The organism is Pseudarthrobacter quantipunctorum, from assembly GCF_045291495.1.
GTDB lineage: Bacteria > Actinomycetota > Actinomycetes > Actinomycetales > Micrococcaceae > Arthrobacter > Arthrobacter quantipunctorum.
Map to the genome: position 1 here is coordinate 1,623,863 of NZ_CP148033.1, position 22,716 is coordinate 1,646,578.

Genomic DNA, 22,716 nt, shown 5'->3' on the forward strand with positions numbered 1-22,716 from the left:
GCCGGAAAAATGCGGCGGGCTGCCGGCCCGGTCGTCCGGACCGGCAGCCCTGCCATGCCGATGAACGGCGGAAGCCTTGGCTAGGCCTGTGCTCCGGCGATAAAGCTGACGGCGTCGCCGACGGTCTTGAGGTTCTTGACCTCTTCGTCCGGGATGCGCACGCCGAACTTCTCTTCTGCGTTGACCACAATGGTCATCATGGAGATGGAGTCGATGTCCAGGTCCTCGGTGAAGGACTTGTCCAGCTCCACGGCCTCGGGGGCCAGGCCGGTTTCTTCATTGACGATTTCAGCCAAGCCGGCCAGGATCTCTTCGTTGCTAGCCATTGATGGCTCCTTTTCTTGTATTGCCGGCAGGGGCTGCCGGAAATGGTTCAGGACGCGGTTGCGGCCTGTTGGGGCGTTCCTAAGGAAGGACAACTACCTGGGCGCCGAAGACAAGCCCGGCGCCGAAACCGATCTGGAGGGCAAGTCCGCCGCTCAGCTCCGGCTTTTCGGCCAGCAGGCGGTGGGTGGCCAACGGGATGGACGCTGCGGAGGTGTTCCCCGCATCGGCGATGTCCCGTGCCACTGTAACCGTCTCGGGCAGCTTCAGCTTCTTGACCATCTCGTCGATAATGCGCATGTTGGCCTGGTGTGGGATGAAGGCCACGAGGTCCTCCGCCTGCACGCCGGCGGCGTCCATGGCCTGCTGGGCCACCTTCGCCATTTCCCACACGGCCCAGCGGAAGACGGTCTGGCCGTCCTGGCGAAGGGTGGGGTACAGTTCCTGGGCTTCCTCGAGCAGGGCAAGGTCCCCTGTCGAGTCCGACTGCCGGGCAGCCAGGCCAAGGTCCCGGACATCGAGCATGGAACGGGTCATTCCGATGGCGTCCCACTTGCTGCCGTCCGACCCCCAGACCGAAGGCGCGATTCCGGGAGTTTCGGAGGGGCCGATGACGACGGCGCCGGCACCGTCCCCGAGCAGGAAGGAGATGGTGCGTTCGCGGTTGTCGATGACGTCTGACAACTTCTCCGCGCCAACCACCAGGACATACTTGGCTGCGCCTGACCGGACCAGGGCGTCGCCCTGGGCAATGCCGTAGCAGTAGCCGGCGCAGGCCGCGGAGATGTCAAAGGCCGGCGCGGGGGTGGCGCCGAGGCGGTCAGCCAGGGCGGCCGCGGCAGAAGGCGTGGCGTAGGGATGCGTCACGGTGGAGACGATGACAGCGCCCAGGTCCGAGGCCTGAATGCCGGCCTTTTCCATGGCCTCCAGGGCAGCGCCCTCGGCCATGTCGATGACGCTCACCCCGGCCGGTGCCCGGTGCCGGGTCACGATGCCGGTGCGTTGGCGGATCCATTCGTCAGAGGAGTCGATCCACTGGCAGACGTCCTCGTTGGTGACGATGACATCCGGCCGGTAGGCTCCCAGGCCGAGGATCCGGGTGTGCTCCTGAATCGGGGCCTGTTTCAGCGTGGGGACGCTCATGCGTTGCCCTCCAGTTCTGCGAAAAGCGCCAGTGCGGCGGAAAGGTCGTCCGGGGTTTTGACCGCAACGGTTTTGACGCCGGGCATGCCCCGCTTGGCGAGGCCGGCAAGCGTGCCGGCAGGAGCGAGTTCAATGACGCCGGTGACGCCCCGTGCAACCATCGTCTCCATGCACCGGTCCCAGCGGACGGGGCGTGACACCTGCGCAATGAGGCTTTCGACGGCGGCGTGGCCGTCGGTGACTTCACCGCCGTCGAAGTTGGACAGCAGCGGCACCTTCGGTGCCTGCGGCTTAAGCTGCGGTTCCAGGGCCTTGAGGGCACTGACTGCGGGAGCCATGTGGCTGGTGTGGAACGCGCCCGCCACCTTCAGGGGAATAACCCGGGCCTTGGCCGGCGGGTTCTCGGCAAGGGCCTTCAGCTGGTCAAAGGTGCCGGCGGCAACGGTCTGGCCGGCGCCGTTGACGTTGGCCGGGGTGGCGCCCGTGGCCGTGATGGCCGCCAGGACCTCGGCGGGGTCGCCGCCCACCACTGCGCTCATGCCGGTGGGGGTGACGGCTGCGGCTGCGGCCATGCTGTTGGCACGCTCGCGGACGAAGGTCATGGCCTCCTGCTCGGTGAGGACGCCGGCAAGGGCGGAGGCGGTGATCTCACCAACGGAGTGGCCTGCCAGGATGACCGGAAGGGAGCCGAGTTCAACATCGAACAGGGACGCGGCCGCAACCAGGCCGGCGGCAACGATAAGGGGCTGCGCTACGGCAGTGTCCTTGATGGTTTCTTCGTCCGAGGTAGTCCCGTGGGCGATCAGGTCAATGCCTGCGATGTCGCTGAGGGAGGCCAGCTGGCCTGCCACCGGGGGCAGTTCCAGCCAGGGGGCCAGAAAACCCGGGGTCTGTGAGCCCTGTCCAGGGCAGACTATTGCAAGCACGTATCCAGCTTTCCAAATTACTGTGTGATTCAGCGGTGTTTGTCCGCACCAAGCTCACGGGGTCAGGTTGTAGGAAGTCTACAACGCCTCAGGGCTGATTCCGGGACGGCTGGCGCTCGGCCGCAGCTTTCGGTGGCGTCGAAAGCCGGCCTACAACCAGTGCGGCCTGCAATACGAAGGCCTCCCTCGGCAGAAGCGGATCCCAGCCCGTGACGTCGCAGACGCGCTTCAAACGGTACCGCACAGTGTTCGCGTGAACGAAGAGTTCCCGCGCGGTCGCCTCCAGCGAATGCCCCAGTTCCAGGTAGGTGCCCAGGGTTTCAACCAGCCCGTTGGACGCGGCCAGCAAGGGGCGGTAGATGTTCTTGACCAGTGAACGGCGGGCGGCGTCGTCCCCGGAAATGACGCGTTCGGGCAGCAAATCGTCGGCAGCCACGGGACGCGGGGCGGACGGCCATGCCCTCGCCGCGGTCAGGCCGGCGAAGGCGGACTGCGCGGACCCGCTGGCTTCCAGCAGCGAACCGGCCTCGGGGCCGTAGACCACGGGGCCGGGAGCAAACATTTCGCTGAGCTTCACATACGCGGTTTCCCTGTCCTGCACTCCACCCAGGATGAGGATGAGCCTGTCGCCCTGGATGCCTACCAGGGCGTCCTCCGCGTACCGGCCGGCCATCCGGCGCAATTCGCTGACGTAGCTGGCACTGGGCTCCGAAGGGGAGTTGCCCACCATCACCGTGAAGCGCTCCTGGGCTTTCCAGCCCAGCGCTGCGATCCTGGAGCGCAAAGCGTCCGTGTTCTCGCCGCGGAGGATGGCGTCGACGATCAGGGCCTCAAGGCGGGTATCCCAGGACCCGCGGGATTCCGCGGCGCGCGCGTAGACGTCGGCGGCAGCGAAGGCGACCTCCCTTGAGTAGCGCAATACGGCTTCACGGAGGGACGGCTGGTCAGCCTCCGGCGCAATGACCGGCACCTGGTCCTCCACCACCTCCACCACGATCCTGATCAACTGCAGCGCTTTCTGAAGGCTGATCGAGCGCGTGAGTTCGGTGGGTGCCGTCCCAAAGACGTCGGTCAGGATCCATGACGGGGAGCTGGGCCTCTCGTACCAGGTGACGAAGGCCGCAATGCCGTTTTGTGCCACCATGCCCAGCGCGGAGCGTTCGTCCGAGCTGAGCCGGCTGTACCACGGCAGGGACTTTTCCAGCTCGCGCATGGTGGTGGTGGACAACTGGCCCACGTTTGCCCGCAGTTTCTTGAGGGTCTCCGACTTCTCCGGAGTGACCCCCGGAGTGGACGGTTTGCGCTTGGCGGACGGGGTGGCGGGTGCTGGCATTCTTTGAGCATACGGCCACCGTCCCGCAACCTCCATTTGTGCAAAGGCTACAATCCGGTTTGCCCTGCGTCACATGGCCCAGGGCCTTAACGGACGACGGCGGCCCCCGCCTTTCGGAGGGAGCCGCCGTCGCGTCTTTACTCAGCGAACAGGCTAGGCCTCGCCGCCGGCGTTGCCCGTGGTGCCCGCATTGACGTTGTGAAGCCTGTACTTCTCAATCGCCTTGATCGGAGCCTGGACATCCACCTCGCCGCGGCGGGCGAGCATCTCCAGTGAACGCACCACGATGGAGTGGGTGTCGTTCTTGAAGAAGCGGCGGGCTGCTGCGCGGGTGTCGGAGAAGCCGAAGCCGTCGGCGCCGAGGGTGGCGAATTCGTTGGGGACGAACTGGCGGATCTGGTCGGGGACGGCTTTCATGTAGTCGGAGACTGCGACGACGGGTCCGGTGGCTCCTTCGAGTTGCTGGGTGACGAAGGGGACGCGGGCGGGCTCGCCGGGGTTGAGGAAGGCTTCCTCTTCGGCGGCGAGTCCGTCGCGGCGCAGTTCGTTCCAGGAGGTCACGGACCAGACGTCGGCGGAGACCGACCAGTCTTCGGCGAGGATCCGCTGGGCCTCGAGGGCCCAGGGGACGGAGACGCCGGAGGCCAGGATCTGGGTCCGCGGACCGTCAATCTTCGCCGGGGCAAGAAGGTAGATGCCCTTGATAACACCCTCGACGTCCAGTTCCTCCGGTTCGGCCGGCTGGGTGATGGGCTCGTTGTACACGGTGAGGTAGTACATCAGGTTCCGGTCCTCCGAGTCCGGCCCGTACATGCGTTCGAGGCCGTCGCGGATGATGTGGCCCATTTCGTACCCGTAGGCGGGGTCGTAGGTGATCACGGCGGGGTTGGTGGAGGCCAGCAGCGGGGAGTGGCCGTCGGCGTGCTGGAGTCCTTCGCCGGTGAGGGTGGTCCGTCCTGCGGTGGCGCCGATGATGAACCCGCGGGTCATCTGGTCCGCGGCTGCCCAGAACGCGTCGCCGGTGCGCTGGAAGCCGAACATGGAGTAGAAGACGTAGACCGGGACCAGGGGCACGCCGTGGGTGGCGTAGGCGGTGCCGGCGGCGGTGAACGCTGCCACGGCGCCGGCTTCGTTGATGCCGGGGTGGATCAGCTGGCCCTGGGCGGATTCCTTGTAGGCCAGGACCAGGTCGCGGTCCACCGAGAGGTAGTTCTGTCCCTTGGGGTTGTAGATCTTCGCGGTGGGGAAGAACGCGTCCATCCCGAAGGTCCGGGCCTCGTCCGGGATGATCGGGGCGATGTGCTTGCCGAAATTCTTGTCCCGCATCAGGTCCTTGAGCAGGCGCACGAAGGCCATGGTGGTGGCGGCCTGCTGTTTGCCGGAGCCGCGTTTGGCGACCTCGTAGGACTTGGCGTCGGGCAGGGTGATCTCGGCGTGCTTGGACCGGCGTTCAGGGACCGCGCCGCCCAGGGCTGCACGGCGTTCCATCATGTACTTGATCTCCGGGGCGTCCGTGCCGGGGTGGTAGTACGGGGGCTGGTACAGGTCGTTTTCGAGCTGGTCATCCGTGATGGGGATCCGCAGGTGGTCGCGGAACTTCTTCAGGTCGTCCAGGGTGAGTTTCTTCATCTGGTGGGTCGCGTTGCGGCCCTCGAAGTGCGGCCCGAGGCCGTAGCCCTTGACGGTTTTGGCGAGGATGACGGTGGGTTTGCCCTTGAATTCGGTCGCTGCCTTGTACGCGGCGTAGACCTTGCGGTAGTCGTGGCCGCCGCGTTTGAGGTTCCAGATCTGGTCATCGGTGAGGTCCGCGACGAGGTCCTTGGTGGCCGGGTCCTTCCCGAAGAAGTGCTCGCGGACGAACCCGCCGGATTCGGCCTTGTACGTCTGGTAGTCCCCGTCGGGGGTTTCGTTCATGATCTTCACCAGCGACCCGTCGGTGTCGCGGGCGAGCAGGTCATCCCATTCCCGGCCCCAGACGACCTTGATCACGTTCCAGCCCGCGCCGCGGAAGAACGCTTCGAGTTCCTGCATGATCTTGCCGTTGCCGCGGACCGGGCCGTCCAGGCGCTGGAGGTTGCAGTTGATGACGAAGTTCAGGTTGTCCAGGTTCTCGTTCGCGGCGAGCTGGAGCAGGCCGCGGGATTCGGGCTCGTCCATTTCCCCGTCGCCCAGGAACGCCCAGACCTGCTGGTCGGAGGTGTCTTTCAGGCCGCGGTTGTGCAGGTACCGGTTGGACTGGGCCTGGTAGATCGCGTTCATCGGCCCGATGCCCATGGACACGGTGGGGAACTCCCAGAAGTGCGGCATCAGCCGCGGGTGCGGGTAGGAGGAGAGCGCGTGGCCTTCCTTGGACTTTTCCTGCCGGAACCCGTCCAGGTCCTCCTCCGAAAGGCGGCCTTCCATGAACGCTCGGGCGTACATGCCGGGGGAGGCGTGGCCCTGGAAGAAGACCTGGTCCCCGCCGCCGGGGTGGTCCTTGCCGCGGAAGAAGTGGTTGAAGCCGACCTCATACAGGGTCGCGGCCCCGGCGTAGGTGGAGATATGCCCGCCCACACCGATGTTCGCCCGCTGCGCACGGTGGACCATCACAGCGGCGTTCCACCTCATGTACGCCCGGTAGCGGCGCTCGTACTCCTCGTTCCCGGGGAACTCGGCTTCCTGGTCCACCGGGATCGTGTTCACGTAATCGGTGGTGGTCACCATCGGCACCCCGACGCTCTGCGCACCCGCACGCTGCAGCAGGCTCCGCATGATGAATTGGGCACGCTCAGTGCCCTGTTCCCTGATCAACGAATCCAGGGACTCAACCCACTCGGCAGTCTCTTCCGGATCACGATCAGGCAGCTGGTTAGTCAACCCGCTGAGGATATGGGAGGTATCTTCTCCTGCAGCCACGTCCAACCTCTCTTTGCGCGCATTGATGGCGCACTCAGGCCGGGCAGGGTGACCGCCCGGCGTACATACGCCGTGTGCGACGTATCGGTTACAACAGCCCGGTCATGTGTGCCGGGCAGGGTCCTAGCATTCCTACGTCTGCATTGGAGTTACAGGGTTGTTGCCCCGCAGGCATAGTTGTCACCTGCCACTCTAACTCTGTCCCCAACGCGATGCGTAGCCGCGGCTTGGGCGGCTCGGTTGTATTTCGCCGTCATACTGGTTGTGTGACGAAAAGCCGCTGTGCTGCGGGTTGGCGGATCCTGATGTGACGCAGAATATGCCGCATCGCGGGGGCGGCAGCTTGAAGCTCAGGCACAAAGGGTGTTGGCTGGGAGTAATGGAAATCACTATGCGCACTGCGCGTAAAAGGCATTGGAGGTACACGTGAGCGAGGCCGACGCCGCCACTTCGGTAAATGTGGCGGAAAAATTGGGTTTCAAGAATGGGGATCTGATTCAGGAGTTCGGTTACGACGACGACGTCGATTTCGACTTGCGTGACGATATTGAGGACCTCACGGGTTCCGAGCTGCTGGACGAGGACGACCATGAAGTGGCGGACGCCGTCGTTTTCTGGTGGCGCGACGGCGACGGGGACCTGGTGGACAGCCTGATGGATTCGCTGACCACACTGAGCGAAACCGGTGTTGTCTGGGTCCTGACCCCGAAGTCCGGAAGGACTGGATACGTCTCCCCGGCGGACATCCAGGAGGCAGCGCCGACCGCCGGGCTGCACGTGACGACGTCTGCAGGCGTGTCCAAGGACTGGAGCGCAACGCGGCTGGTGAGCAGGAAGAACAAGTGACGGCAGCGCTTGCCGCTGCCTCCGTTGCCGTCCCCGCCGTTGGCGGTGCGGCACCCGACTTTGAACTGGTCAACCAGTACGGCGAGCCGGTCAGGTTGTCCGCCTTTCGCGGCCAGAACGTGGTTTTGGTGTTCTACCCCTTTGCCTTCTCCGGTATCTGCACCGGCGAACTCTGTGAGATCAGGGACAACCTGGCCCTGTTCGAAGACACGAACGCAGTTGTCCTCGCGGTCTCGGTTGACAGTAAGTTCACCCTGCGGGCCTACGCCGAGCAGGAGGGGTACACCTTCGACCTGCTGGCGGATTTCTGGCCCCACGGCGCTGCCGCCAGCCTCTACGGCGTCTTCGACCCCGAAAGCGGGATGGCGCAACGGGGCACATTCATCATCGATGCCAGCGGAAGCATCCGCTACACCGTGGTGAACCCGCGCGGCCAGGCCCGGGACCTCGGCGAGTACCGCAAGGCACTGGCCGGGCTGGAAAAGGCCTGACGGATCATGGCTGAGCGGCGGCACGGTGTGGGCCTCACGGGCTTCGCCAGCATGCCGCCCGTTCCCACCGCCCTGCCTTCCGCCGATGAGCTCGAGGTCCTGGTCCGGATCAGGGACCTGCTGGCAGGTGCCCGGTTCGCCCTCCTGACCGGTGCGGGCCTGAGCACGGACTCGGGCATTCCGGACTACCGCGGGCCGGGCTCGCCGCCGCGGACACCGATGACCTACCAGGAGTTCGTCAAGGCTGCCGCGAACCGACAGCGTTACTGGGCACGGAACCACATCGGATGGTCACACCTCCGCCACGCTGATCCCAACCAAGGGCACCGTGCCGCTGCAGAGCTGGAACGCCGTGGACACCTGACGGGCCTCATTACACAGAACGTGGACCGGCTCCACCAGGACGCCGGAAGCGTCAATGTGGTGGACCTCCATGGAAGGTATGACCAGATAGTGTGCCTGGACTGCCGACGGACCTACTCCCGCCGCCTGCTCGCAGCAATGCTGGAGGAGCTGAACCCGGGATTCCTTGACCGGGCGAAGGAATCCGGCCTGGTGGAAATGGCGCCGGATGCCGATTCAACCGTGGAGGACCAGGCCCTGATCAGCAGCTTCGTTGTTGCTGTGTGCCCCGCCTGCGGAGGAACGCTGAAGCCGGACTTTGTGTACTTCGGGGAGAACGTGCCCAAGGACAGGGTTGAAATGTCGTATCGGATGGTCGACGACGCCGCTGCGCTTGTGGTCGCCGGCTCCTCCCTCACGGTAATGAGCGGCCTCCGGTTTGTCAGGCACGCGTCGAAGGACGGCAAGCCGGTGGTCATCATCAACCGTGGGGCCACGCGCGGGGACGACAAAGCGACCGTCAAGCTTGAAGCGGGCGTCAGCGAATCGCTGACCTGGCTCGCCGCCGAGCTCCCACCGGTATAGCCGGACAGTGGAATGGGGAGGGCGGGCGCGCCGATTCGCACTTTATGCCCGGCGTCGGGTAGAGTCTATGTTCGTTGGTCAGGGCGCAGCAGCGCCTGATCCGGCAGTAATGGGTCTTTAGCTCAGCTGGTAGAGCGCCACGTTTACACCGTGGATGTCATCGGTTCGATCCCGGTAGGACCCACCGCAAACCCCGCAGTTTCCGCCTTCAGGCGGAAGCTGCGGGGTTTTTTGTTGCCCCGCACCTACTCTGGTTTTTCCCTCGCGGGCTTTGCCTCGCGGGCTTTGCCTCGCGGGCGTTCCCTCGGGCTGAATGTCGGCCCCCTGCCATAGGTTGCAGGCATGGAACACGTGATTGTAAGGACAGGCACTGACGGCAGGCCGACGGCGGTGCTCAGCAGTGGCAGGGAATGGGCCGTGGGTGCCGAGCCGGTGAGGTGGTTCGAGCGCGTCAACTGGTGGGAGACGCGCCGCCGCATGCCCAAAGGGTTCAGCAGGGTGGACGTCGAGGTCCTCCAGCTCCAGGTACGGCTGGGCAGGAACGCGGGGTCGGCCCTCACCACCATGCTCCTGGAACGGGACGGGCTGGGCGGTGGCTGGCGGCTTCGGGAGTCGGTTGCGGATGCCGCCTAGTGGAGGCCCGCCGGCCGGAACAGGCCCGCCAAAGCAATGGAAAACCGCAATGGAAAACCCTCCACCGCGACTATTGGGGGATGCCGCGGTGGAGGGCCTGAATTGAATATACCGTGAACTTACGGAAACAAAAAGTCGTTTCCTGCTGTGGCCCGCATCCAACCCGGCTATGAGTTGGGAATGGCGCAGCGGGTCGATGCTCCGACCGCGGACCGGGTCAGCGGTTCACGGGGATGAAAACCCGGGGCTGTTCCGTCCAGGTGTCGGACATCTGCGACATTGTCCGCCTCATGATCTTGTCGGAGGCCTCGCGGGCGGCGCCGGCGTCGCCCCGGGCAATTGCCTCCGCCACGTCCACGTGCCATTGCAGTGCAGCCTCGTGCGGATGGTCCGGCATCAGTCCATGCACCGTCCGGCCGGTCAGTGTTTCGGCCACCTGCCCCGAGAGGTTCGCAAACATCTCATTGCCGGACCCGGAGAGCAGCAGCGAATGGAACTGGATATCCAGCTCAAGGAAGCGTGGCACTTCCCCCCTTTGGCCGGCGTCGCGCATTGCATGGGCGACGTCCACAAGCTCCAGCCGCAGCGGCGCGGGGGCATTCTGGGCGGCAAGTTCGGCAGCGGCAGGCTCCACGGCGGAGCGCAGTTCGGCAAGGGAGCGCAACTGTGCACCCCGCGCGTTGCTGGCAAGACGCCACCGGATCACCTGCGGGTCGAAAGGGTTCCAGCGGCTCGGCGGGAGTACCCGGATACCCACCCGCTTGGTGGTTTCCACGAGGCCCAGGGACTGCAGTACCCTGACGGCCTCGCGGACCACAGAGCGCGAGACCTTGAGCTCAGCCTCCAGCTTTTCGGCCAGCATGATGTGACCGGCAGGAAGCTCGCCCGAGATAATGCGCGTGCCCAGGTTCTCAATGGCACGGTGGTGCAGGCTGCTGGTCATGCAGCTAAGCCTAGTGGGAACAGGTGGGTGGGAAAGGAGCAGTCCTTGACGGCCGGCGACACATTCTGTTCCATTACGTGGGCGTTACTTTCCTGTGACCTCAGGAATATATATGCTTTATTCAGACCCTCGGTCTGCATCGTGCTTCCGCGCACTGGAAGCCACTGCACATCCATCGCACAGTACGAATTGGAGTTTTTATGTCTGCACACATCGGTGTCACCGGCCTAGCGGTGATGGGCGCCAACCTGGCCCGCAACCTGGCCCGGAACGGCTTCACGGTCGCCCTGCACAACCGCTCAGTCGAAAAGACGGACGCCCTGCTGGCCAAGCACGGAACGGATGGCGAGTTCATCCGCACCGAAACCCTGCAGGAACTGGTGGACTCCCTCGAGAAGCCCCGCCGGGTACTCATCATGGTGAAGGCCGGCAAGCCGGTTGACTCCGTGATCGAGCAGCTTGAACCCCTCCTGGAGCCCGGCGACATCATCATCGACGCGGGAAACTCCCACTACGAGGACACCCGCCGCCGGGAAGCCGCCCTGGCCAAGAAGGACCTGCACTTCGTAGGCGTCGGTGTTTCCGGCGGCGAGGAGGGCGCCCTTAACGGACCGTCCATCATGCCCGGCGGTTCCAAGGAGTCCTACAAGGCACTGGGCCCGCTGCTGGAAAAGATCTCCGCAAAGGTCGACGGCGAGCCGTGCTGCGCCTGGGTGGGCACCGACGGCGCCGGCCACTTCGTCAAGATGGTCCACAACGGCATCGAATACGCTGACATGCAGGTCATCGGCGAAGCCTTCGACCTGCTTCGTTCCGGAGCCGGCATCGAGCCCGCGGAGCAGGCCAAGATCTTCACAGAATGGAACAAGGGCGAGCTGTCCTCCTTCCTGATCGAGATCTCCGCCGAGGTCCTGGGCCACGTGGACGCCAAAACCGGCAAGCCGTTCGTGGACGTTGTGGTGGACGCCGCTGGCCAGAAGGGTACCGGCCGCTGGACCGTCATCTCCGCACTGGAACTCGGTTCCCCGGTCTCCGGCATCGCCGAATCCGTGTTCGCCCGCGCGCTCTCCTCCCAGGCAGCCCAGCGCAAGCTCGGCCAGGAACTGCTGGCAGGCAATGAGGCCGACGTCGAAATCCCCGAAACCTTCGTTGAAGACGTCCGCCAGGCGCTCTACGCCTCCAAGCTGGTGTCCTACGCCCAGGGCCTGGACATGCTCACCTCCGCAGCCAAGGAATACAACTGGGACCTGAAGCTGGACGAGATCGCCTCCCTGTGGCGGGCCGGCTGCATCATCCGCGCCGAACTGCTCAAGGACATCACCAAGGCCTACGCCGCTGACGAGAAGCCGGCAAACCTGCTGTTTGCTCCGGCCTTCACGGAAGCCATTGCCGCAGCCCTTCCCGCCTGGCGCCGCGTGGTGGCCACCGCGGTCCAGCTGGGAATTCCGGTCCCGGTCTTCTCCTCCTCGCTGGCCTACTACGATGGCCTGCGCCGCAAGCGCGTTGCCGCAGCCCTCATCCAGGGCCAGCGTGACCTGTTCGGTGCCCACACCTACGGCCGTGTCGATGCAGAAGGCACGTTCCACACCCTTTGGGGCGAGGACAAGTCCGAAATCGAAGCAGTAGACACCCACTAGGTTCCGCTGCAGGTATGCAAGAGGCGGGCAGTTTCCGGTGATCCGGGAACTGCCCGCCTTTTCTTCGTGTGCAGCTTGTTGCGGACGGCCCAAGGGCCGGCCGCTACCGTCAGATGCGGTATTCGATGTCGTATTCCGCCGGGTCCACCGCAGGCTTGGTCTCGCGCTGGGCGTCACGGTGGCGCCACTTCGCGGGAACGCCGGTGACGATCGATTCCGGCGGCGCGTCCTTGACCACCACGGCGTTGGCACCCACGGCGCTGTCCCGGCCGATGGTGATCGGGCCCAGGATCTTCGCTCCCGCGCCGATGGTCACGCGGTCGCCGATGGTGGGGTGGCGTTTGATCCGCGCGAGTGACCGGCCGCCAAGGGTGACCCCGTGGTAGATCATCACGTCCTCACCGATTTCGGCAGTTTCCCCGATGACCACGCCCATTCCGTGATCGATGAAGAAGCGGCGGCCGATGGTTGCGCCCGGATGGATCTCGATCCCGGTCAGGAACCGGCCGAGCTGCGAGAGCAGGCGCGCCGGAAAACGCAGTGCCGGATCCTGCCACAGCCTGTGCGTCAGCCTGTGGATCCAGATGGCATGCAGCCCGGAGTAAGCGAAAAAGTTCTCGAAAGAACCTCGAGCCGCCGGGTCGTGGGACCGGGCGGCGTCGAGGTCTTCCTTCAGTCTTGCGAAAAAGCCCACAGAGTTCTTTCTACAGGAAACGGGCGAAGGGCGGCCTGATCAGCCGCGGATGTCGTCATAGAGCACGGTGGAGATGTAACGCTCGCCGAAGTCGCAGACAATGGCAACGATCAGCTTGCCCGTGTTCTCGGGGCGCTTCGCCAGCTCCAGGGCGCCCCAGACGATGGCGCCGGAAGAGATGCCGCCAAGGATGCCCTCCTTGACGCCAAGCTCGCGGGCCACGCGGACCGAGTCCTCAAGGGTGGCGTCCAGGACCTCGTCGTAGACGTTGGTGTCCAGGATTTCCGGGACGAAGTTGGCCCCGATGCCCTGGATCTTGTGCGGGCCGGGTGCGCCGCCGTTCAGGATTGCGGAGTCCTTGGGCTCGATCGCCACGATCTGGACGCCGGGCTTGCGTTCCTTCAGGACCTGGCCGACGCCGGTGACGGTTCCGCCGGTGCCGACGCCCGCAACGAAGATGTCCACGGCGCCGTCGGTGTCAGCCCAGATTTCCTCCGCCGTGGTGGTGCGGTGGATCTCGGGGTTGGCTTCGTTGGCGAACTGCTGGGCCCAAATGGAGTTTTCCGTGTTGGCCACGATCTCCTGGGCCTTCTCCACGGCGCCGCGCATTCCCTCGGAGCCGGGGGTCAGGACGATCTCCGCACCGAAGGCGCGCAACATAACGCGGCGCTCGGTGGACATGGTCTCCGGCATAGTCAGGATGACCTTGTAGCCGCGGGCTGCGCCCACCATGGCCAGGGCGATGCCCGTGTTTCCGGAGGTGCCTTCAACAATGGTCCCGCCGGGCTTCAATGCACCCGACTTCTCCGCGGCGTCGACGATTGCCACACCGATACGGTCCTTGACGCTGTTGGCCGGGTTGTAGAACTCAAGCTTGACGGCGACGGTGGCATCCAGCCCCTCGCTGAGCCGGTTCAGCTTGACCAGAGGCGTGCCGCCGACCAGCTGGGTTACATCGTCATAGATCCGTGCCATGTACATACGCCTATCTCTGAAGGGTGAATACTGAGGTCAGCCTAACGAGGCCGCGTAACGGTGGCTAAGCGTTAAGCCATGCAGAGTAATATTTCCGGGCCTTGGCGAGTTTGGGGTTGATGATCACCTGGCAGTACCCCTGCTCGGGATGCTTGGCGTAGTAGTTCTGGTGGAACTCCTCCGCCACATGGAAGCGCGGCAGCCGGCTGACCTCCGTGACAATCGGATGGGCCCACAGCGCCTGGTTGCGGTCAATCGCTTCCTCGAAAAGTATCTTCTCCTCTGTGGTCTCGTAGAACATCGAGGAACGGTACTGGGTTCCCACGTCATAGCCCTGGCGGTTCAGCGTTGTGGGATCGTGCAGGGCAAAGAACATGTCAAGGACCACCTCTTCCGGGATGATCTCCTCGTCGAACGTCACAGCCACCACCTCGGCGTGACCGGTGGTGCCGTTGCACACGGAGTAGTAGTCGGGGTTGGGATCATGGCCGCCGGTGTAGCCGGACACCACAGCGCTGACACCCTTGGTCTTCTGGTAGACAGCGTCGAGGCACCAGAAGCAGCCTCCGCCTAAAACAAAAGTTTTCATGACCTCTTCAATGGTTGGGGGCGCCGGATGATTCCCCGGACGCCGCGGGCGCCGCCTGTCAACGTGCGGCGCGGACGGTGCCATGGGGTAAAACTAAGACTATGGAACCTGTGGACACCGACGTTACCGGCCCTGAGAATCACGACGGCGGGCCTCGCGGCGGCGAGGCCCCTTCCGGCAGGGAGGCGGCCGCCAGTGACGAGGCTGGCAAGGACGAGGCCGGCAAGGACGCCGCCGTCAGGCAGCCCCAGGCGCCCACCTTGGGCGAGATGCTCCTGGCTGTGGAGGAACTGTGGCCCGAATCCCTGGCGGAGAACTGGGACGAGGTGGGGCTGGTCGCCGGACACCCCTCCGCTCCTGTCACGAAGGTCATGTTCGCCGTGGACCCCACCCTGGAAGTCATCGAAGAAGCCGTGGAGTGGGGCGCCGAACTTCTGATTACCCACCATCCGCTGCTGCTGAAGGGTGTCACCACCGTCGCTGCCACCACGCCTAAAGGCCGTGCGGTCCACCGGTTGATCGAGTCCGGCACAGCCCTCCTGACGGTCCACACCAACGGTGATTCTGCCGTCGGCGGCGTTTCCGATGTCCTGGCCGACGCCCTGGGCCTGCAGGACGCGGCCCCGCTCACGGTGGCAGCAAACGGTCTGCCGGAGGAGGGCATCGGGCGGGTAGGGGACCTGCCCGAGGCCGTCAGCCTGGGGGACTTCGCAGCCCGGGTGTTTGGCATCCTGCCTTCCGTGGCAGGGGGAGTGCGGGTGTCCGGCGACAAGGACGGTCTGGTGCGGCGCATCGCCGTCTGCGGCGGCGCGGGGGACTCGCTCTTCAACGAGGTCCGGGCCAGCAACGCAGATGTCTACGTCACCGCGGACCTCCGCCACCATCCGGCGTCGGAGGCGCGGGAGGCTTCCCTGAACGGAAGGCCCTACCTGATTGACGTTTCGCACTTCGCCAGCGAGTGGCTGTGGCTGCCTGCTGCCGCAGCCGCGCTGGGCAACGTCCTCGCCGACCAGGGCCACGACGTCGAAATCCGGGTCAGCACCACCAACAGCGATCCCTGGGACTTCATCCTTACCCCGGGCTAAGCCCGGAGCCGCTGGGTAAGCGGCGAGGCGGGGGAGCAGGGCAGGCGCTAGAGTCTAGGAAGCGCCGTCCAGGCGCCCGGCTCCGGCCGGAAGGGATCAAGCGGAGGTAACAGTGGCGAAGGCAGCACCGGCGGAACAGTTGAAGTTGCTTGGACTGCAGGGGCTGGATGCCAAACTGAAGTCGCTCGCGAACCGCCGCCGCGCGCTGGAAAACGATCCGCGGATCAAGGACCTGGAAGCTGCCCTCTCCGTGGCCAACGGTGAGCTCGGCGCGGCGAAAGTGGCCGTCCACGACGCCGAAGCCGAACTCAAGCGCGCCGAGGCGGACGTGGAACAGGTTGCCTCGCGCATCCAGCGGGATGAGGCCCGGCTGAACAGCGGCACCGGCCTGTCCAAGGACCTGGTGGCCCTCCAAAAGGACATCGCCTCGCTCAACAAACGGCGCTCGGACCTGGAGGACATTGAACTCGAGGTGATGGAGCGCCTTGATTCCCTGCGGGCCACCCAGGCCCGGCAGCAGGGGATTGTGGACGACATCCAGGGATCCTTCGGTACCATCCGCTCCGAGCTGGACGCGGAACTGGCCACTGTGGAGGCTGAAGCCAGCGGACTTCGCGCCCAGCGCACCGAATTCGCCGCCGGCCTCGAGCCCGGCATGCTGGCCATCTACGAAAAGACATTGGCCAGGCGCGGAGTGGGCGCCGCCAGGCTCTTCCATGGCACCTCCGAGGCGTCCGGCATGAAGCTCAGCCCGGGCGACCTCGCCGAAATCAAAGCCGCGGCTGCCGACGACATCGTCTTTTGCCCGGACTCCGGCGCAATCCTGGTCCGCTCCGAAGAGTGGGCCTGACCCAACCAGGTAGCAGCAGATGTTGTTATGAGCGCTCATAACAACATCTGCTGCGACTCAGTTGGGAAGGGGCGGGGGAATCAGCCCGGCAGGATGATGTTCAGGGCGTGCGGCTTGCGGGCGGAACCCTCCACGAGCTCAGCGTCCCACACCTCCCGCGTGGCCTTCAGGAGTTCCGACGGCGTTGCCGGGGCCTTTCCGCGCCGCACCAGCAGGTGCCGGGCCAGTTCGCCCCTGGTGTGCTTGGCGAAGTGGCTCACCACCTTGCGCACTCCGTTGACCTCGGTAAACACGTTGACCGAGACGGTCTGCGCCGCAGGCGGCGCCCATGCCGCCGCGTAGGTGCTGGAGCGGCAATCCACAAGCAGGTGCCCTTCCACTGCAGCGGCGAGGGCATCGGTAAGCTGCGGCTTCCAGAACGGGGCGAGGCGGCCGACGTCGGGCAGTGACGTGCCCATGGAAAGCCGGTAGGCGGGCACGCTGTCGCCAAAACGGATGGCGCCCCAGAGCGCGGAAACCACCAGCACGGACTCGTTGGCCTTGCGGCGCTGCGCAGCCGTAAGGGTTTTGTAGCCCAGGGCGTCATAAAGCACCCCCGAATAGATCCGGTGGGCGGGAGCCGCCGGTTCGGCATGAAGCCGGGTGTTGCGGCGGACATCCTCCTCCAGCGACGCCCCCACACCCAGCAGCGCGAGCGCATCCTCGTGGGCGCTCACCGTTCCCAGCGCCTCCAGTACTTTGGCGCGGCAGGAGTTCAACTCCGGGAAGCTCAGGGAAGGCCAGTCGACGGCGGAACCGCTGCCGGCGGGTGTCTTGCCTTCGGAAGGGGGAAGCAGAATCAGCACCGTCCGATCCTACCGGCGGCAGGAAAGTGCCAGCTCGCCGGTAGACTGGGGGGTGGATGGGTTGACCAGGCGGCCGCGCGTCACGCAAGTGGCTCGAGGAACGTCCGGGCTCCGCAGGGCAGGGTGGTGGGTAACGCCCACTCGGGGTAACCCGCAGGCCAGTGCCACAGAGAACAGACCGCCTGGGTCGCGCCGGTTTGAAAGCGGCACGAACCAGGTAAGGGTGAAACGGTGGTGTAAGAGACCACCAGCTTCCCGGGTGACCGGGAAGGCTAGGTAAACCCCACCCGGAGCAAGGCCAGACAGGACACGTTTGAGGGCTGCCCGCCCGAGTGTCCGGGTAGGCCGCTGGAGGGCGCCGGCAACGGCGTCCGTAGATGGATGGCCGCTACTCCCGTGCCGGTAACGGAACGGGAGCACAGAACCCGGCGTATCGGTCAACCCATCCATTCTTTCCCGGTTTGACCTTGGACGATGTGTTGGGGATGCTGAACCGTGGCCGCAAATCATGACCCGCAAGAGAACCCCGGTGCTCCCGCTCCGCAGCAGCTTCTCGGACGTGGTCAGCAGGCTGTAGCCCTGGCCGGATTCTTTTCGCTTTCGTTGGCCGCCTGGGCCGCGGCGTCCGTCCCCATCATCCTGCATTCCAGCGGTTGGTTCGCGGTGTCGGTGAAGGCGCCCTGGATGCCGCCGGGCTGGATGTTCAGGAGCATGTGGATGCTCCTTTACGTGGCGGTGGCGGTGGCCGCCTGGCTGGTCTGGCGCAGAGGGTCCCTCACGGGAGGCACCCTGGCGGGCTACCTCATCCAGTTGATGCTCAACGCCGCATGGCCGCTGGCCTTCTTCGGGCTCTTTCCGGTGTTCGGCGCCGCTGCCCTCTGGGCGGCCTTCCTGTTGATTGGCGGCCTGGGGGTATCTGTTGCCTTCCTCATCCTGCGGTTCGGTCCGGTCAGCCCTGCCGCGGGGCTGTTGATGCTTCCCTATCTGTCCTGGGTGGTTTTTTCATCCAGCCTCAATCTCTATTCGGCCATCCACAACTGACAGGTCCGCTGCGGCGGTTTTCCCTGTGAGTGATTTCACTCGATCGGGGCCGTTTTACGGAGGCCAGCCAATTTAGAATGGATCCGGACGCAGGAGTTCCTCCGTCGGAGTTGCGTTCGCAGCCGGCGGTTTTTCTTTGCGTAATCCAGGTGCCCGGGGGCCGACCCCCGCGGGCGCAGGTGCCCCTGCACGACATGTGGTGGCCGACAACCGTGTACGAGGACGTACGCGGCTGAACCGAGGAAGGTATTTCTGTGAGCCAGACGTCAGATTCTTGTCTTGATACGTGGATGGGCCGCGAGGCCCTCGCCGAGGCCATGATTCCGGTGATCGGCCGGCTGTACCGCGAAAACAACGTGGTGACCAGCATCCACGGCCGGAGTTTGATCAACAAGTCCACCATGAACATCCTCAAGGCGCACCGTTTTGCGCGCCGCATGAGCAAGGATGAACTGCTCCTGGAGGAGACCGCGCCGCTCCTGAACACCCTGGCCAACCTGGAGCTCGGTGCAGCAGCGATCGACATCGCACGGCTTAACCAGAAGTTCAAGGAAGAGGGCAACGGCGCCACCCTGGAAGAATTCCTCCGCGCGGAACTGGCCGACGTCGTAGGCAAGCGGGGCGGCGATGACCGCACCAGCACCGATGTGGTGCTTTACGGCTTCGGCCGGATCGGCCGGCTGCTGGCCCGCCTCCTGATCGAAAAGGCAGGCGGCGGCCACGGCCTGCGGCTGCGCGCCATCGTCGTGCGCAAGGGCTCGGACAATGACCTCTCCAAGCGCGCCAGCCTGCTGCGCCGCGATTCCGTGCACGGTTCCTTTGAAGGCACCATCCGGATTGACGAGGAAGCCAACACCATCACGGCCAACGGCGTCCAGGTGCAGGTCATCTACTCCGACAACCCGGCAACCATCGACTACACCGCCTACGGCATCAACAATGCCCTGGTAGTGGACAACACCGGGCGCTGGCGTGACGCCGAAGGACTTTCCCAGCACCTGCAGAGCAAGGGTGTTGCACGGGTGCTCCTGACTGCCCCGGGCAAGGGCGACCTGAAGAACATCGTGCACGGCATCAACCAGGGCACCATCGAGGACACGGACCAGATTGTGTCCGCAGCGTCCTGCACCACGAACGCCATCACGCCGGTGCTCAAGGCCATCAACGACAAGTTCGGTGTGGTCCACGGGCATGTGGAGACGGTCCACTCCTTCACCAACGACCAGAACCTGATCGACAACTTCCACAAGGGCGACCGTCGCGGCCGGTCCGCAGCCCTGAACATGGTGATCACGGAGACCGGCGCCGCGAAGGCAGTGGCCAAGGCCCTCCCCGAGCTGCTTGGCAAACTGACCGGCAGTTCCATTCGCGTTCCCACCCCGGACGTGTCCCTTGCCATCCTGAACCTGAGCCTGGAGAAAGGGACCACCAAGGACGAGGTCAACAACTACCTGCGGGAAATGTCCCTGCACTCGGACCTGCGCAAGCAGATCGACTACATCGACTCGCCCGAAGTGGTGTCCACCGACTTCGTCGGTTCCCGTCGCGCGGGCATCGTTGACGGCCTTGCCACGATCTCCAACGACAAGAACCTGGTGCTGTACGTCTGGTACGACAACGAGTTCGGCTACAGCTGCCAGGTGGTCCGCGTCATGGAGGAAATGGCAGGCGTGAACCCGCCGTCGTTCCCCGCGAAGGAAACCGCTGCAGCCCTCGCTGCGATCGCTGTCTAGGCTCCCTTCGGGTCTCGCCCGATTTCCCGGCTGATGGTGCTGGAATCAGCCGGGAAACGGGACCACACTGGTGGCATGGAAAATGATTCGACGCTTCAGCACGAGACAACCCTTGAGCACGCCCTTGACGTCGCCAAAGCCAACCACAAAGAGGCGGTCCGGCTGCTTGAGGGCGCCCGGGCAGCCTATAAAACGGGCGACGCCGGCGCGGACCGGGTGCGCCAGCTGGAAGGGCTGCTGGCAATAGCCGAGGAAGACCTCCGAAGGGTGATGCGGGAGCAGTAGTCCCGCCCGGTGTGACCTTTCACTCGCCCTCAACACTGTGGATATCAGCGGGCATGCCGGGCGGGTGTCCTAGGCTCTTCTGGTGCATGAGAACACCGGAAGTCCAGGAACCGCATGACCGTGAACTGGTCCTCGTACAGACGGGCGCGCCGGCGTTCCCGGCAGGCGTGGGGAATCCTGGCAGCAGCCGCAGTGTCTGCACTGGCGGGCCTGTTCTGGTTCTTCACCGCAGGGCAGTTCGCCCTTGCCGAACCTGCGGTTTCCGGCCCCACCGAAGCCGCTGTTTTTGATCCGGCCTGGATGAAGCCCGTTGAGCCTGTGCACCCGGTGCCCCAAGGTGCTGCCCTGGCCGCACTGGAAGGGCTCGCCGTGAAGGGACGGGCCGCCGCGTCGGACTACAGCCGGGAAGCCTTTGGCCAGGCCTGGCAGGACGTGGACCGGAACGGATGCGATACCCGCAACGACATCCTGCGCCGCGACCTCACTGCCGTGGTGATGACGGAAGGCTCCAAATGCCGGGTGGCTGCCGGGTCGTTCCAGGAGCCTTATACCGCACAGTTCGTGGACTTCCGCCGTGGTTCCGAGAGCAGCCGGGCAGTCCAGATCGACCATGTGGTTGCCCTGTCTGACGCCTGGCAGAAGGGCGCCCAGGCCCTGGCGGCCGGGGAGCGCCAGAGGCTCGCCAACGATCCCCTGAACCTCATCGCCGCCGACGGTCCGGCCAACCAGCAGAAGGGCGCCGGCGACGCCGCCACGTGGCTCCCCAAGAACAAGTCGATCCGGTGTCATTACGTGGCGCGCCAAATTTCGGTGAAGGCAGCCTACGGCCTCTGGGTCACCGCAGCAGAAAAGGACGCCATGAAGCGCGTCCTGGGATCCTGCCCCGGACAGCAGACTGTTGCCGCCCGCTGAGCCATAACGCGGCTGGATCGCGTTACCCGCCAAGCGCGGCTGCTGCCGGGCCAAGGCACCCGGGCCGCTCCGCCGTCGGGCCTAGTGGCCGAAAGGGTCCGGATCCACGCCTGGCATCCAGGTCAGGCCGGGAACACCCCAGCCGTTCTTCTTGGCCAGCTTCATGGCCTTGCGCTTGTAACGGTCCATGAGCCGGTTCACGTAGAGCTTGCCGTCCAGGTGGTCATATTCGTGCTGGATCACGCGGGCAAACCAGCCCGTGGCCTCGAACTTGACCGGCTGCCCAAACCCGTCGAACCCTTCAACGCGGGCCCATTCCGCACGCTTAAGCGGGTACTGTCCGCTGGGAAAGGACAGGCACCCTTCTTCTTCCTCGTCAGGATCCGGAACGGCACCGGAAATCTTGGAGAGGGTCAGGACGGGATTGACCACCACGCCAGTGGGGGGAGCGCCGTCGTCGTTGGCGTATTTGTACACGAAGATCCTCTTGCCCACACCTACCTGGGGCGCCGCGAGGCCCACGCCGTTGGCGGCTTCGTTCGTTTCGAACATGTCCGCTATCAGGGTGCGCAGTTCGTCGTCGAAGACTTCCACCTCGGAAGCCCGGCGGTGCAGTACGGGTTCTCCCCAGATGGTGATTGGCAGAACGGTCATCTTCAGGTGGTCCTTCGGCGGTTTTTCGTGCAAAGAAAAATGTGCAGGAACAGTCAAAAAAGAAGGAGGCCGCACCGGATATCCGGTGCGGCCTCCTGTGCGGACGGCTGCACATACCGTCCCATGAGGGTGAGCTACGGGGGTTGAACCCGCGACCTCCTGGACCACAACCAGGCGCTCTGCCAACTGAGCTAAGCCCACCATGTGCCTGCAGATTTACCGGCGAACCGGCCCTCTGGAAAGGCAACTCATATAGCTTACCTGCTCTTCAGGGGTGCTTTGTCCACTTTGGCCGATTTCACGGAAAAATCCGCGAAAGGTGGCGCAGATTACGCTTCCGGCGCGTCCCCGGCCGCCGTAATGCGCTTGGCGATCCGCTGGGCTGTGGCGCTGTCCGGTCCTGGCGAGGGCACGAACACAGCTTCGCGGTAATAGCGGAGCTCGTCAATGGAGTCCTTGATGTCCCCAAGGGCGCGGTGTCCGCCCTTCTTCGCCGGCGACTGGAAGTAGGCCCGGGCGAACCAGCGGCGGGAAAGCTCCTTGATGGTGCTGACGTCGATCACCCTGTAGTGCAGGTGCTCCACCACTGCGGGCATGTCGCGGGACAGGAAGACGCGGTCCGTTCCCACGGAGTTGCCGCCCAGGGGGGCCTTGCGCGGATCCGGGACCCACTTGGAGATGTACTCCATGACGGCGGCTTCGGCCTCGGCCATCGTCTTGCCATGTGGCAGCTCGTTGAGGAGTCCCGATTTCGTGTGCATGTCCCGGACAAAGTCGTTCATCTGGGCCACCGCGGCGTCATCGGGTTTGATGACCACATCGACGCCGTCGCCAAGGATGTTCAGTTCCGAATCGGTGACCAGGGCGGCCACCTCGATCAGGGCATCGTTCTTGATGTCCAGACCGGTCATTTCACAGTCGATCCAGACGATTCGTTCGTTAGATATAGGCACCG

24 protein-coding genes, 2 tRNA genes and 1 other RNA gene are annotated in these 22,716 nt (G+C 64.8%); 13 read left to right on the forward strand and 14 right to left on the reverse strand.

What is annotated here, in order from left to right; genetic code table 11:
- Nucleotides 1-80 precede the first annotated feature (80 nt).
- The 5 genes from WHH00_RS07445 to aceE form a co-directional block, all read right to left on the reverse strand.
- A complete protein-coding gene (locus WHH00_RS07445) occupies nucleotides 81-326 on the reverse strand; it encodes an acyl carrier protein (protein WP_009359314.1) in 246 nt (81 codons plus the stop codon).
- Between the two features lie 79 nt (nucleotides 327-405).
- The gene (locus tag WHH00_RS07450) at nucleotides 406-1,467 is read right to left on the reverse strand and encodes a beta-ketoacyl-ACP synthase III (protein ID WP_406637758.1); all 1,062 of its coding nucleotides are present in this window, start codon (nucleotides 1,465-1,467) and stop codon (nucleotides 406-408) included.
- A complete protein-coding gene (locus WHH00_RS07455) occupies nucleotides 1,464-2,393 on the reverse strand; it encodes an ACP S-malonyltransferase (protein ID WP_406637760.1) in 930 nt (309 codons plus the stop codon). The genes WHH00_RS07450 and WHH00_RS07455 overlap by 4 nt, the downstream gene beginning before the upstream one ends.
- 88 nt (nucleotides 2,394-2,481) lie before the next feature.
- A complete protein-coding gene (locus tag WHH00_RS07460; protein ID WP_406637762.1) occupies nucleotides 2,482-3,726 on the reverse strand; it encodes a PucR family transcriptional regulator in 1,245 nt (414 codons plus the stop codon).
- Between the two features lie 153 nt (nucleotides 3,727-3,879).
- A complete protein-coding gene (gene aceE, locus WHH00_RS07465; RefSeq protein WP_406637764.1) occupies nucleotides 3,880-6,621 on the reverse strand; it encodes a pyruvate dehydrogenase (acetyl-transferring), homodimeric type in 2,742 nt (913 codons plus the stop codon).
- Nucleotides 6,622-7,047: 426 nt separating this feature from the next.
- On the opposite strand from aceE, the gene WHH00_RS07470 reads away from it, so the two are divergent.
- The 5 genes from WHH00_RS07470 to WHH00_RS07490 all read left to right on the forward strand — a co-directional run bounded on the left by WHH00_RS07470 (nucleotide 7,048) and on the right by WHH00_RS07490 (nucleotide 9,518).
- A complete protein-coding gene (locus tag WHH00_RS07470; RefSeq protein ID WP_231457716.1) occupies nucleotides 7,048-7,467 on the forward strand; it encodes a DUF3052 domain-containing protein in 420 nt (139 codons plus the stop codon).
- Nucleotides 7,464-7,958 (forward strand): peroxiredoxin, encoded by a 495-nt coding sequence (locus tag WHH00_RS07475; RefSeq protein ID WP_406637766.1) that lies wholly within the window; start codon nucleotides 7,464-7,466, stop codon nucleotides 7,956-7,958. Before WHH00_RS07470 ends, WHH00_RS07475 begins: the two co-directional genes overlap by 4 nt.
- 6 nt (nucleotides 7,959-7,964) lie before the next feature.
- On the forward strand, nucleotides 7,965-8,885 hold the full coding sequence (locus WHH00_RS07480; protein ID WP_406637768.1) for an NAD-dependent protein deacetylase: 921 nt from the start codon (nucleotides 7,965-7,967) through the stop codon (nucleotides 8,883-8,885).
- Nucleotides 8,886-8,996: 111 nt separating this feature from the next.
- Nucleotides 8,997-9,069 (forward strand) — tRNA-Val (locus tag WHH00_RS07485).
- 158 nt (nucleotides 9,070-9,227) lie between these two features.
- Nucleotides 9,228-9,518: a hypothetical protein gene (locus WHH00_RS07490; RefSeq protein WP_231457719.1), complete on the forward strand. Its 291-nt coding sequence runs from the start codon at nucleotides 9,228-9,230 to the stop codon at nucleotides 9,516-9,518.
- Between the two features lie 217 nt (nucleotides 9,519-9,735).
- Here the strand turns inward: WHH00_RS07490 and WHH00_RS07495 are convergent, their stop codons facing one another.
- Nucleotides 9,736-10,461: an FCD domain-containing protein gene (locus tag WHH00_RS07495; protein ID WP_350002538.1), complete on the reverse strand. Its 726-nt coding sequence runs from the start codon at nucleotides 10,459-10,461 to the stop codon at nucleotides 9,736-9,738.
- A gap of 200 nt (nucleotides 10,462-10,661) precedes the next feature.
- Here WHH00_RS07495 and gndA point away from each other — a divergent pair, with 200 nt between their 5' ends.
- Nucleotides 10,662-12,098, forward strand: a complete 1,437-nt coding sequence (gene gndA / locus WHH00_RS07500; protein WP_231457721.1) for an NADP-dependent phosphogluconate dehydrogenase — start codon at nucleotides 10,662-10,664, stop codon at nucleotides 12,096-12,098.
- Between the two features lie 109 nt (nucleotides 12,099-12,207).
- On the opposite strand, the gene epsC is transcribed toward gndA, so the two are convergent.
- The 3 genes from epsC to msrA form a co-directional block, all read right to left on the reverse strand.
- The gene (gene epsC / locus WHH00_RS07505; RefSeq protein ID WP_231457722.1) at nucleotides 12,208-12,792 is read right to left on the reverse strand and encodes a serine O-acetyltransferase EpsC; all 585 of its coding nucleotides are present in this window, start codon (nucleotides 12,790-12,792) and stop codon (nucleotides 12,208-12,210) included.
- A gap of 39 nt (nucleotides 12,793-12,831) precedes the next feature.
- On the reverse strand, nucleotides 12,832-13,767 hold the full coding sequence (cysK, locus tag WHH00_RS07510; RefSeq protein ID WP_406637772.1) for a cysteine synthase A: 936 nt from the start codon (nucleotides 13,765-13,767) through the stop codon (nucleotides 12,832-12,834).
- Nucleotides 13,768-13,831: 64 nt separating this feature from the next.
- Nucleotides 13,832-14,356, reverse strand: a complete 525-nt coding sequence (msrA, locus tag WHH00_RS07515) for a peptide-methionine (S)-S-oxide reductase MsrA (protein WP_406637774.1) — start codon at nucleotides 14,354-14,356, stop codon at nucleotides 13,832-13,834.
- Nucleotides 14,357-14,466: 110 nt separating this feature from the next.
- Here msrA and WHH00_RS07520 point away from each other — a divergent pair, with 110 nt between their 5' ends.
- Both WHH00_RS07520 and WHH00_RS07525 read left to right on the forward strand, forming a co-directional pair.
- On the forward strand, nucleotides 14,467-15,441 hold the full coding sequence (locus WHH00_RS07520; RefSeq protein WP_406638524.1) for a Nif3-like dinuclear metal center hexameric protein: 975 nt from the start codon (nucleotides 14,467-14,469) through the stop codon (nucleotides 15,439-15,441).
- A gap of 112 nt (nucleotides 15,442-15,553) precedes the next feature.
- Complete coding sequence (locus WHH00_RS07525) at nucleotides 15,554-16,291, forward strand: zinc ribbon domain-containing protein (protein ID WP_406637776.1); 738 nt, start codon at nucleotides 15,554-15,556, stop codon at nucleotides 16,289-16,291.
- Nucleotides 16,292-16,371: 80 nt separating this feature from the next.
- Here the strand turns inward: WHH00_RS07525 and WHH00_RS07530 are convergent, their stop codons facing one another.
- Entirely contained in the window at nucleotides 16,372-17,136 is a 765-nt protein-coding gene (locus WHH00_RS07530; protein WP_231457727.1) for a YaaA family protein, read from the reverse strand.
- A gap of 57 nt (nucleotides 17,137-17,193) precedes the next feature.
- On the opposite strand from WHH00_RS07530, the gene rnpB reads away from it, so the two are divergent.
- Nucleotides 17,194-17,585, forward strand: an RNA gene (gene rnpB / locus WHH00_RS07535) — RNase P RNA component class A.
- Nucleotides 17,586-17,699: 114 nt separating this feature from the next.
- Here rnpB and WHH00_RS07540 read toward each other — a convergent pair.
- Nucleotides 17,700-17,849: a hypothetical protein gene (locus WHH00_RS07540; RefSeq protein WP_406638717.1), complete on the reverse strand. Its 150-nt coding sequence runs from the start codon at nucleotides 17,847-17,849 to the stop codon at nucleotides 17,700-17,702.
- Between WHH00_RS07540 and WHH00_RS07545 the strand changes: the two genes are divergently transcribed.
- The 4 genes from WHH00_RS07545 (at nucleotide 17,821) to WHH00_RS07560 (ending at nucleotide 21,107) form a co-directional block, all read left to right on the forward strand.
- Nucleotides 17,821-18,177, forward strand: coding sequence for a tryptophan-rich sensory protein (locus tag WHH00_RS07545; protein ID WP_406638526.1), 357 nt, complete (start codon nucleotides 17,821-17,823; stop codon nucleotides 18,175-18,177). The two genes, WHH00_RS07540 and WHH00_RS07545, sit on opposite strands and share 29 nt — an antisense overlap.
- Before the next feature lie 254 nt (nucleotides 18,178-18,431).
- Nucleotides 18,432-19,910, forward strand: a complete 1,479-nt coding sequence (locus WHH00_RS07550; RefSeq protein WP_406637778.1) for a glyceraldehyde-3-phosphate dehydrogenase — start codon at nucleotides 18,432-18,434, stop codon at nucleotides 19,908-19,910.
- Between the two features lie 75 nt (nucleotides 19,911-19,985).
- Nucleotides 19,986-20,195, forward strand: coding sequence for a hypothetical protein (locus tag WHH00_RS07555; RefSeq protein WP_231457728.1), 210 nt, complete (start codon nucleotides 19,986-19,988; stop codon nucleotides 20,193-20,195).
- Between the two features lie 114 nt (nucleotides 20,196-20,309).
- On the forward strand, nucleotides 20,310-21,107 hold the full coding sequence (locus tag WHH00_RS07560) for an HNH endonuclease family protein (protein ID WP_406637780.1): 798 nt from the start codon (nucleotides 20,310-20,312) through the stop codon (nucleotides 21,105-21,107).
- 81 nt (nucleotides 21,108-21,188) lie between these two features.
- On the opposite strand, the gene def is transcribed toward WHH00_RS07560, so the two are convergent.
- The 3 genes from def to orn form a co-directional block, all read right to left on the reverse strand.
- Nucleotides 21,189-21,761, reverse strand: coding sequence for a peptide deformylase (gene def / locus WHH00_RS07565; RefSeq protein WP_406637782.1), 573 nt, complete (start codon nucleotides 21,759-21,761; stop codon nucleotides 21,189-21,191).
- Between the two features lie 128 nt (nucleotides 21,762-21,889).
- Nucleotides 21,890-21,962: transfer RNA gene (locus tag WHH00_RS07570), tRNA-His, on the reverse strand.
- A 128-nt stretch (nucleotides 21,963-22,090) separates the two neighbouring features.
- Nucleotides 22,091-22,714, reverse strand: a complete 624-nt coding sequence (gene orn, locus WHH00_RS07575; RefSeq protein WP_350002528.1) for an oligoribonuclease — start codon at nucleotides 22,712-22,714, stop codon at nucleotides 22,091-22,093.
- Nucleotides 22,715-22,716 lie beyond the last annotated feature (2 nt).

Bases quoted from the DNA above. Each gene is read 5' to 3' on its own strand.
- WHH00_RS07540 (WP_406638717.1), bottom strand. From the start codon at position 17,849: ATGCTCCTGAACATCCAGCCCGGCGGCATCCAGGGCGCCTTCACCGAC.
- WHH00_RS07480 (WP_406637768.1), top strand. From the start codon at position 7,965: ATGGCTGAGCGGCGGCACGGTGTGGGCCTCACGGGCTTCGCCAGCATG.
- WHH00_RS07460 (WP_406637762.1), bottom strand. From the start codon at position 3,726: ATGCCAGCACCCGCCACCCCGTCCGCCAAGCGCAAACCGTCCACTCCG.
- gndA (WP_231457721.1), top strand. From the start codon at position 10,662: ATGTCTGCACACATCGGTGTCACCGGCCTAGCGGTGATGGGCGCCAAC.
- WHH00_RS07560 (WP_406637780.1), top strand. From the start codon at position 20,310: ATGACCGTGAACTGGTCCTCGTACAGACGGGCGCGCCGGCGTTCCCGG.
- WHH00_RS07545 (WP_406638526.1), top strand. From the start codon at position 17,821: ATGCCGCCGGGCTGGATGTTCAGGAGCATGTGGATGCTCCTTTACGTG.
- msrA (WP_406637774.1), bottom strand. From the start codon at position 14,356: ATGAAAACTTTTGTTTTAGGCGGAGGCTGCTTCTGGTGCCTCGACGCT.
- WHH00_RS07555 (WP_231457728.1), top strand. From the start codon at position 19,986: ATGGAAAATGATTCGACGCTTCAGCACGAGACAACCCTTGAGCACGCC.
- WHH00_RS07445 (WP_009359314.1), bottom strand. From the start codon at position 326: ATGGCTAGCAACGAAGAGATCCTGGCCGGCTTGGCTGAAATCGTCAAT.
- cysK (WP_406637772.1), bottom strand. From the start codon at position 13,767: ATGGCACGGATCTATGACGATGTAACCCAGCTGGTCGGCGGCACGCCT.
- WHH00_RS07450 (WP_406637758.1), bottom strand. From the start codon at position 1,467: ATGAGCGTCCCCACGCTGAAACAGGCCCCGATTCAGGAGCACACCCGG.
- WHH00_RS07495 (WP_350002538.1), bottom strand. From the start codon at position 10,461: ATGACCAGCAGCCTGCACCACCGTGCCATTGAGAACCTGGGCACGCGC.
- def (WP_406637782.1), bottom strand. From the start codon at position 21,761: ATGACCGTTCTGCCAATCACCATCTGGGGAGAACCCGTACTGCACCGC.
- WHH00_RS07490 (WP_231457719.1), top strand. From the start codon at position 9,228: ATGGAACACGTGATTGTAAGGACAGGCACTGACGGCAGGCCGACGGCG.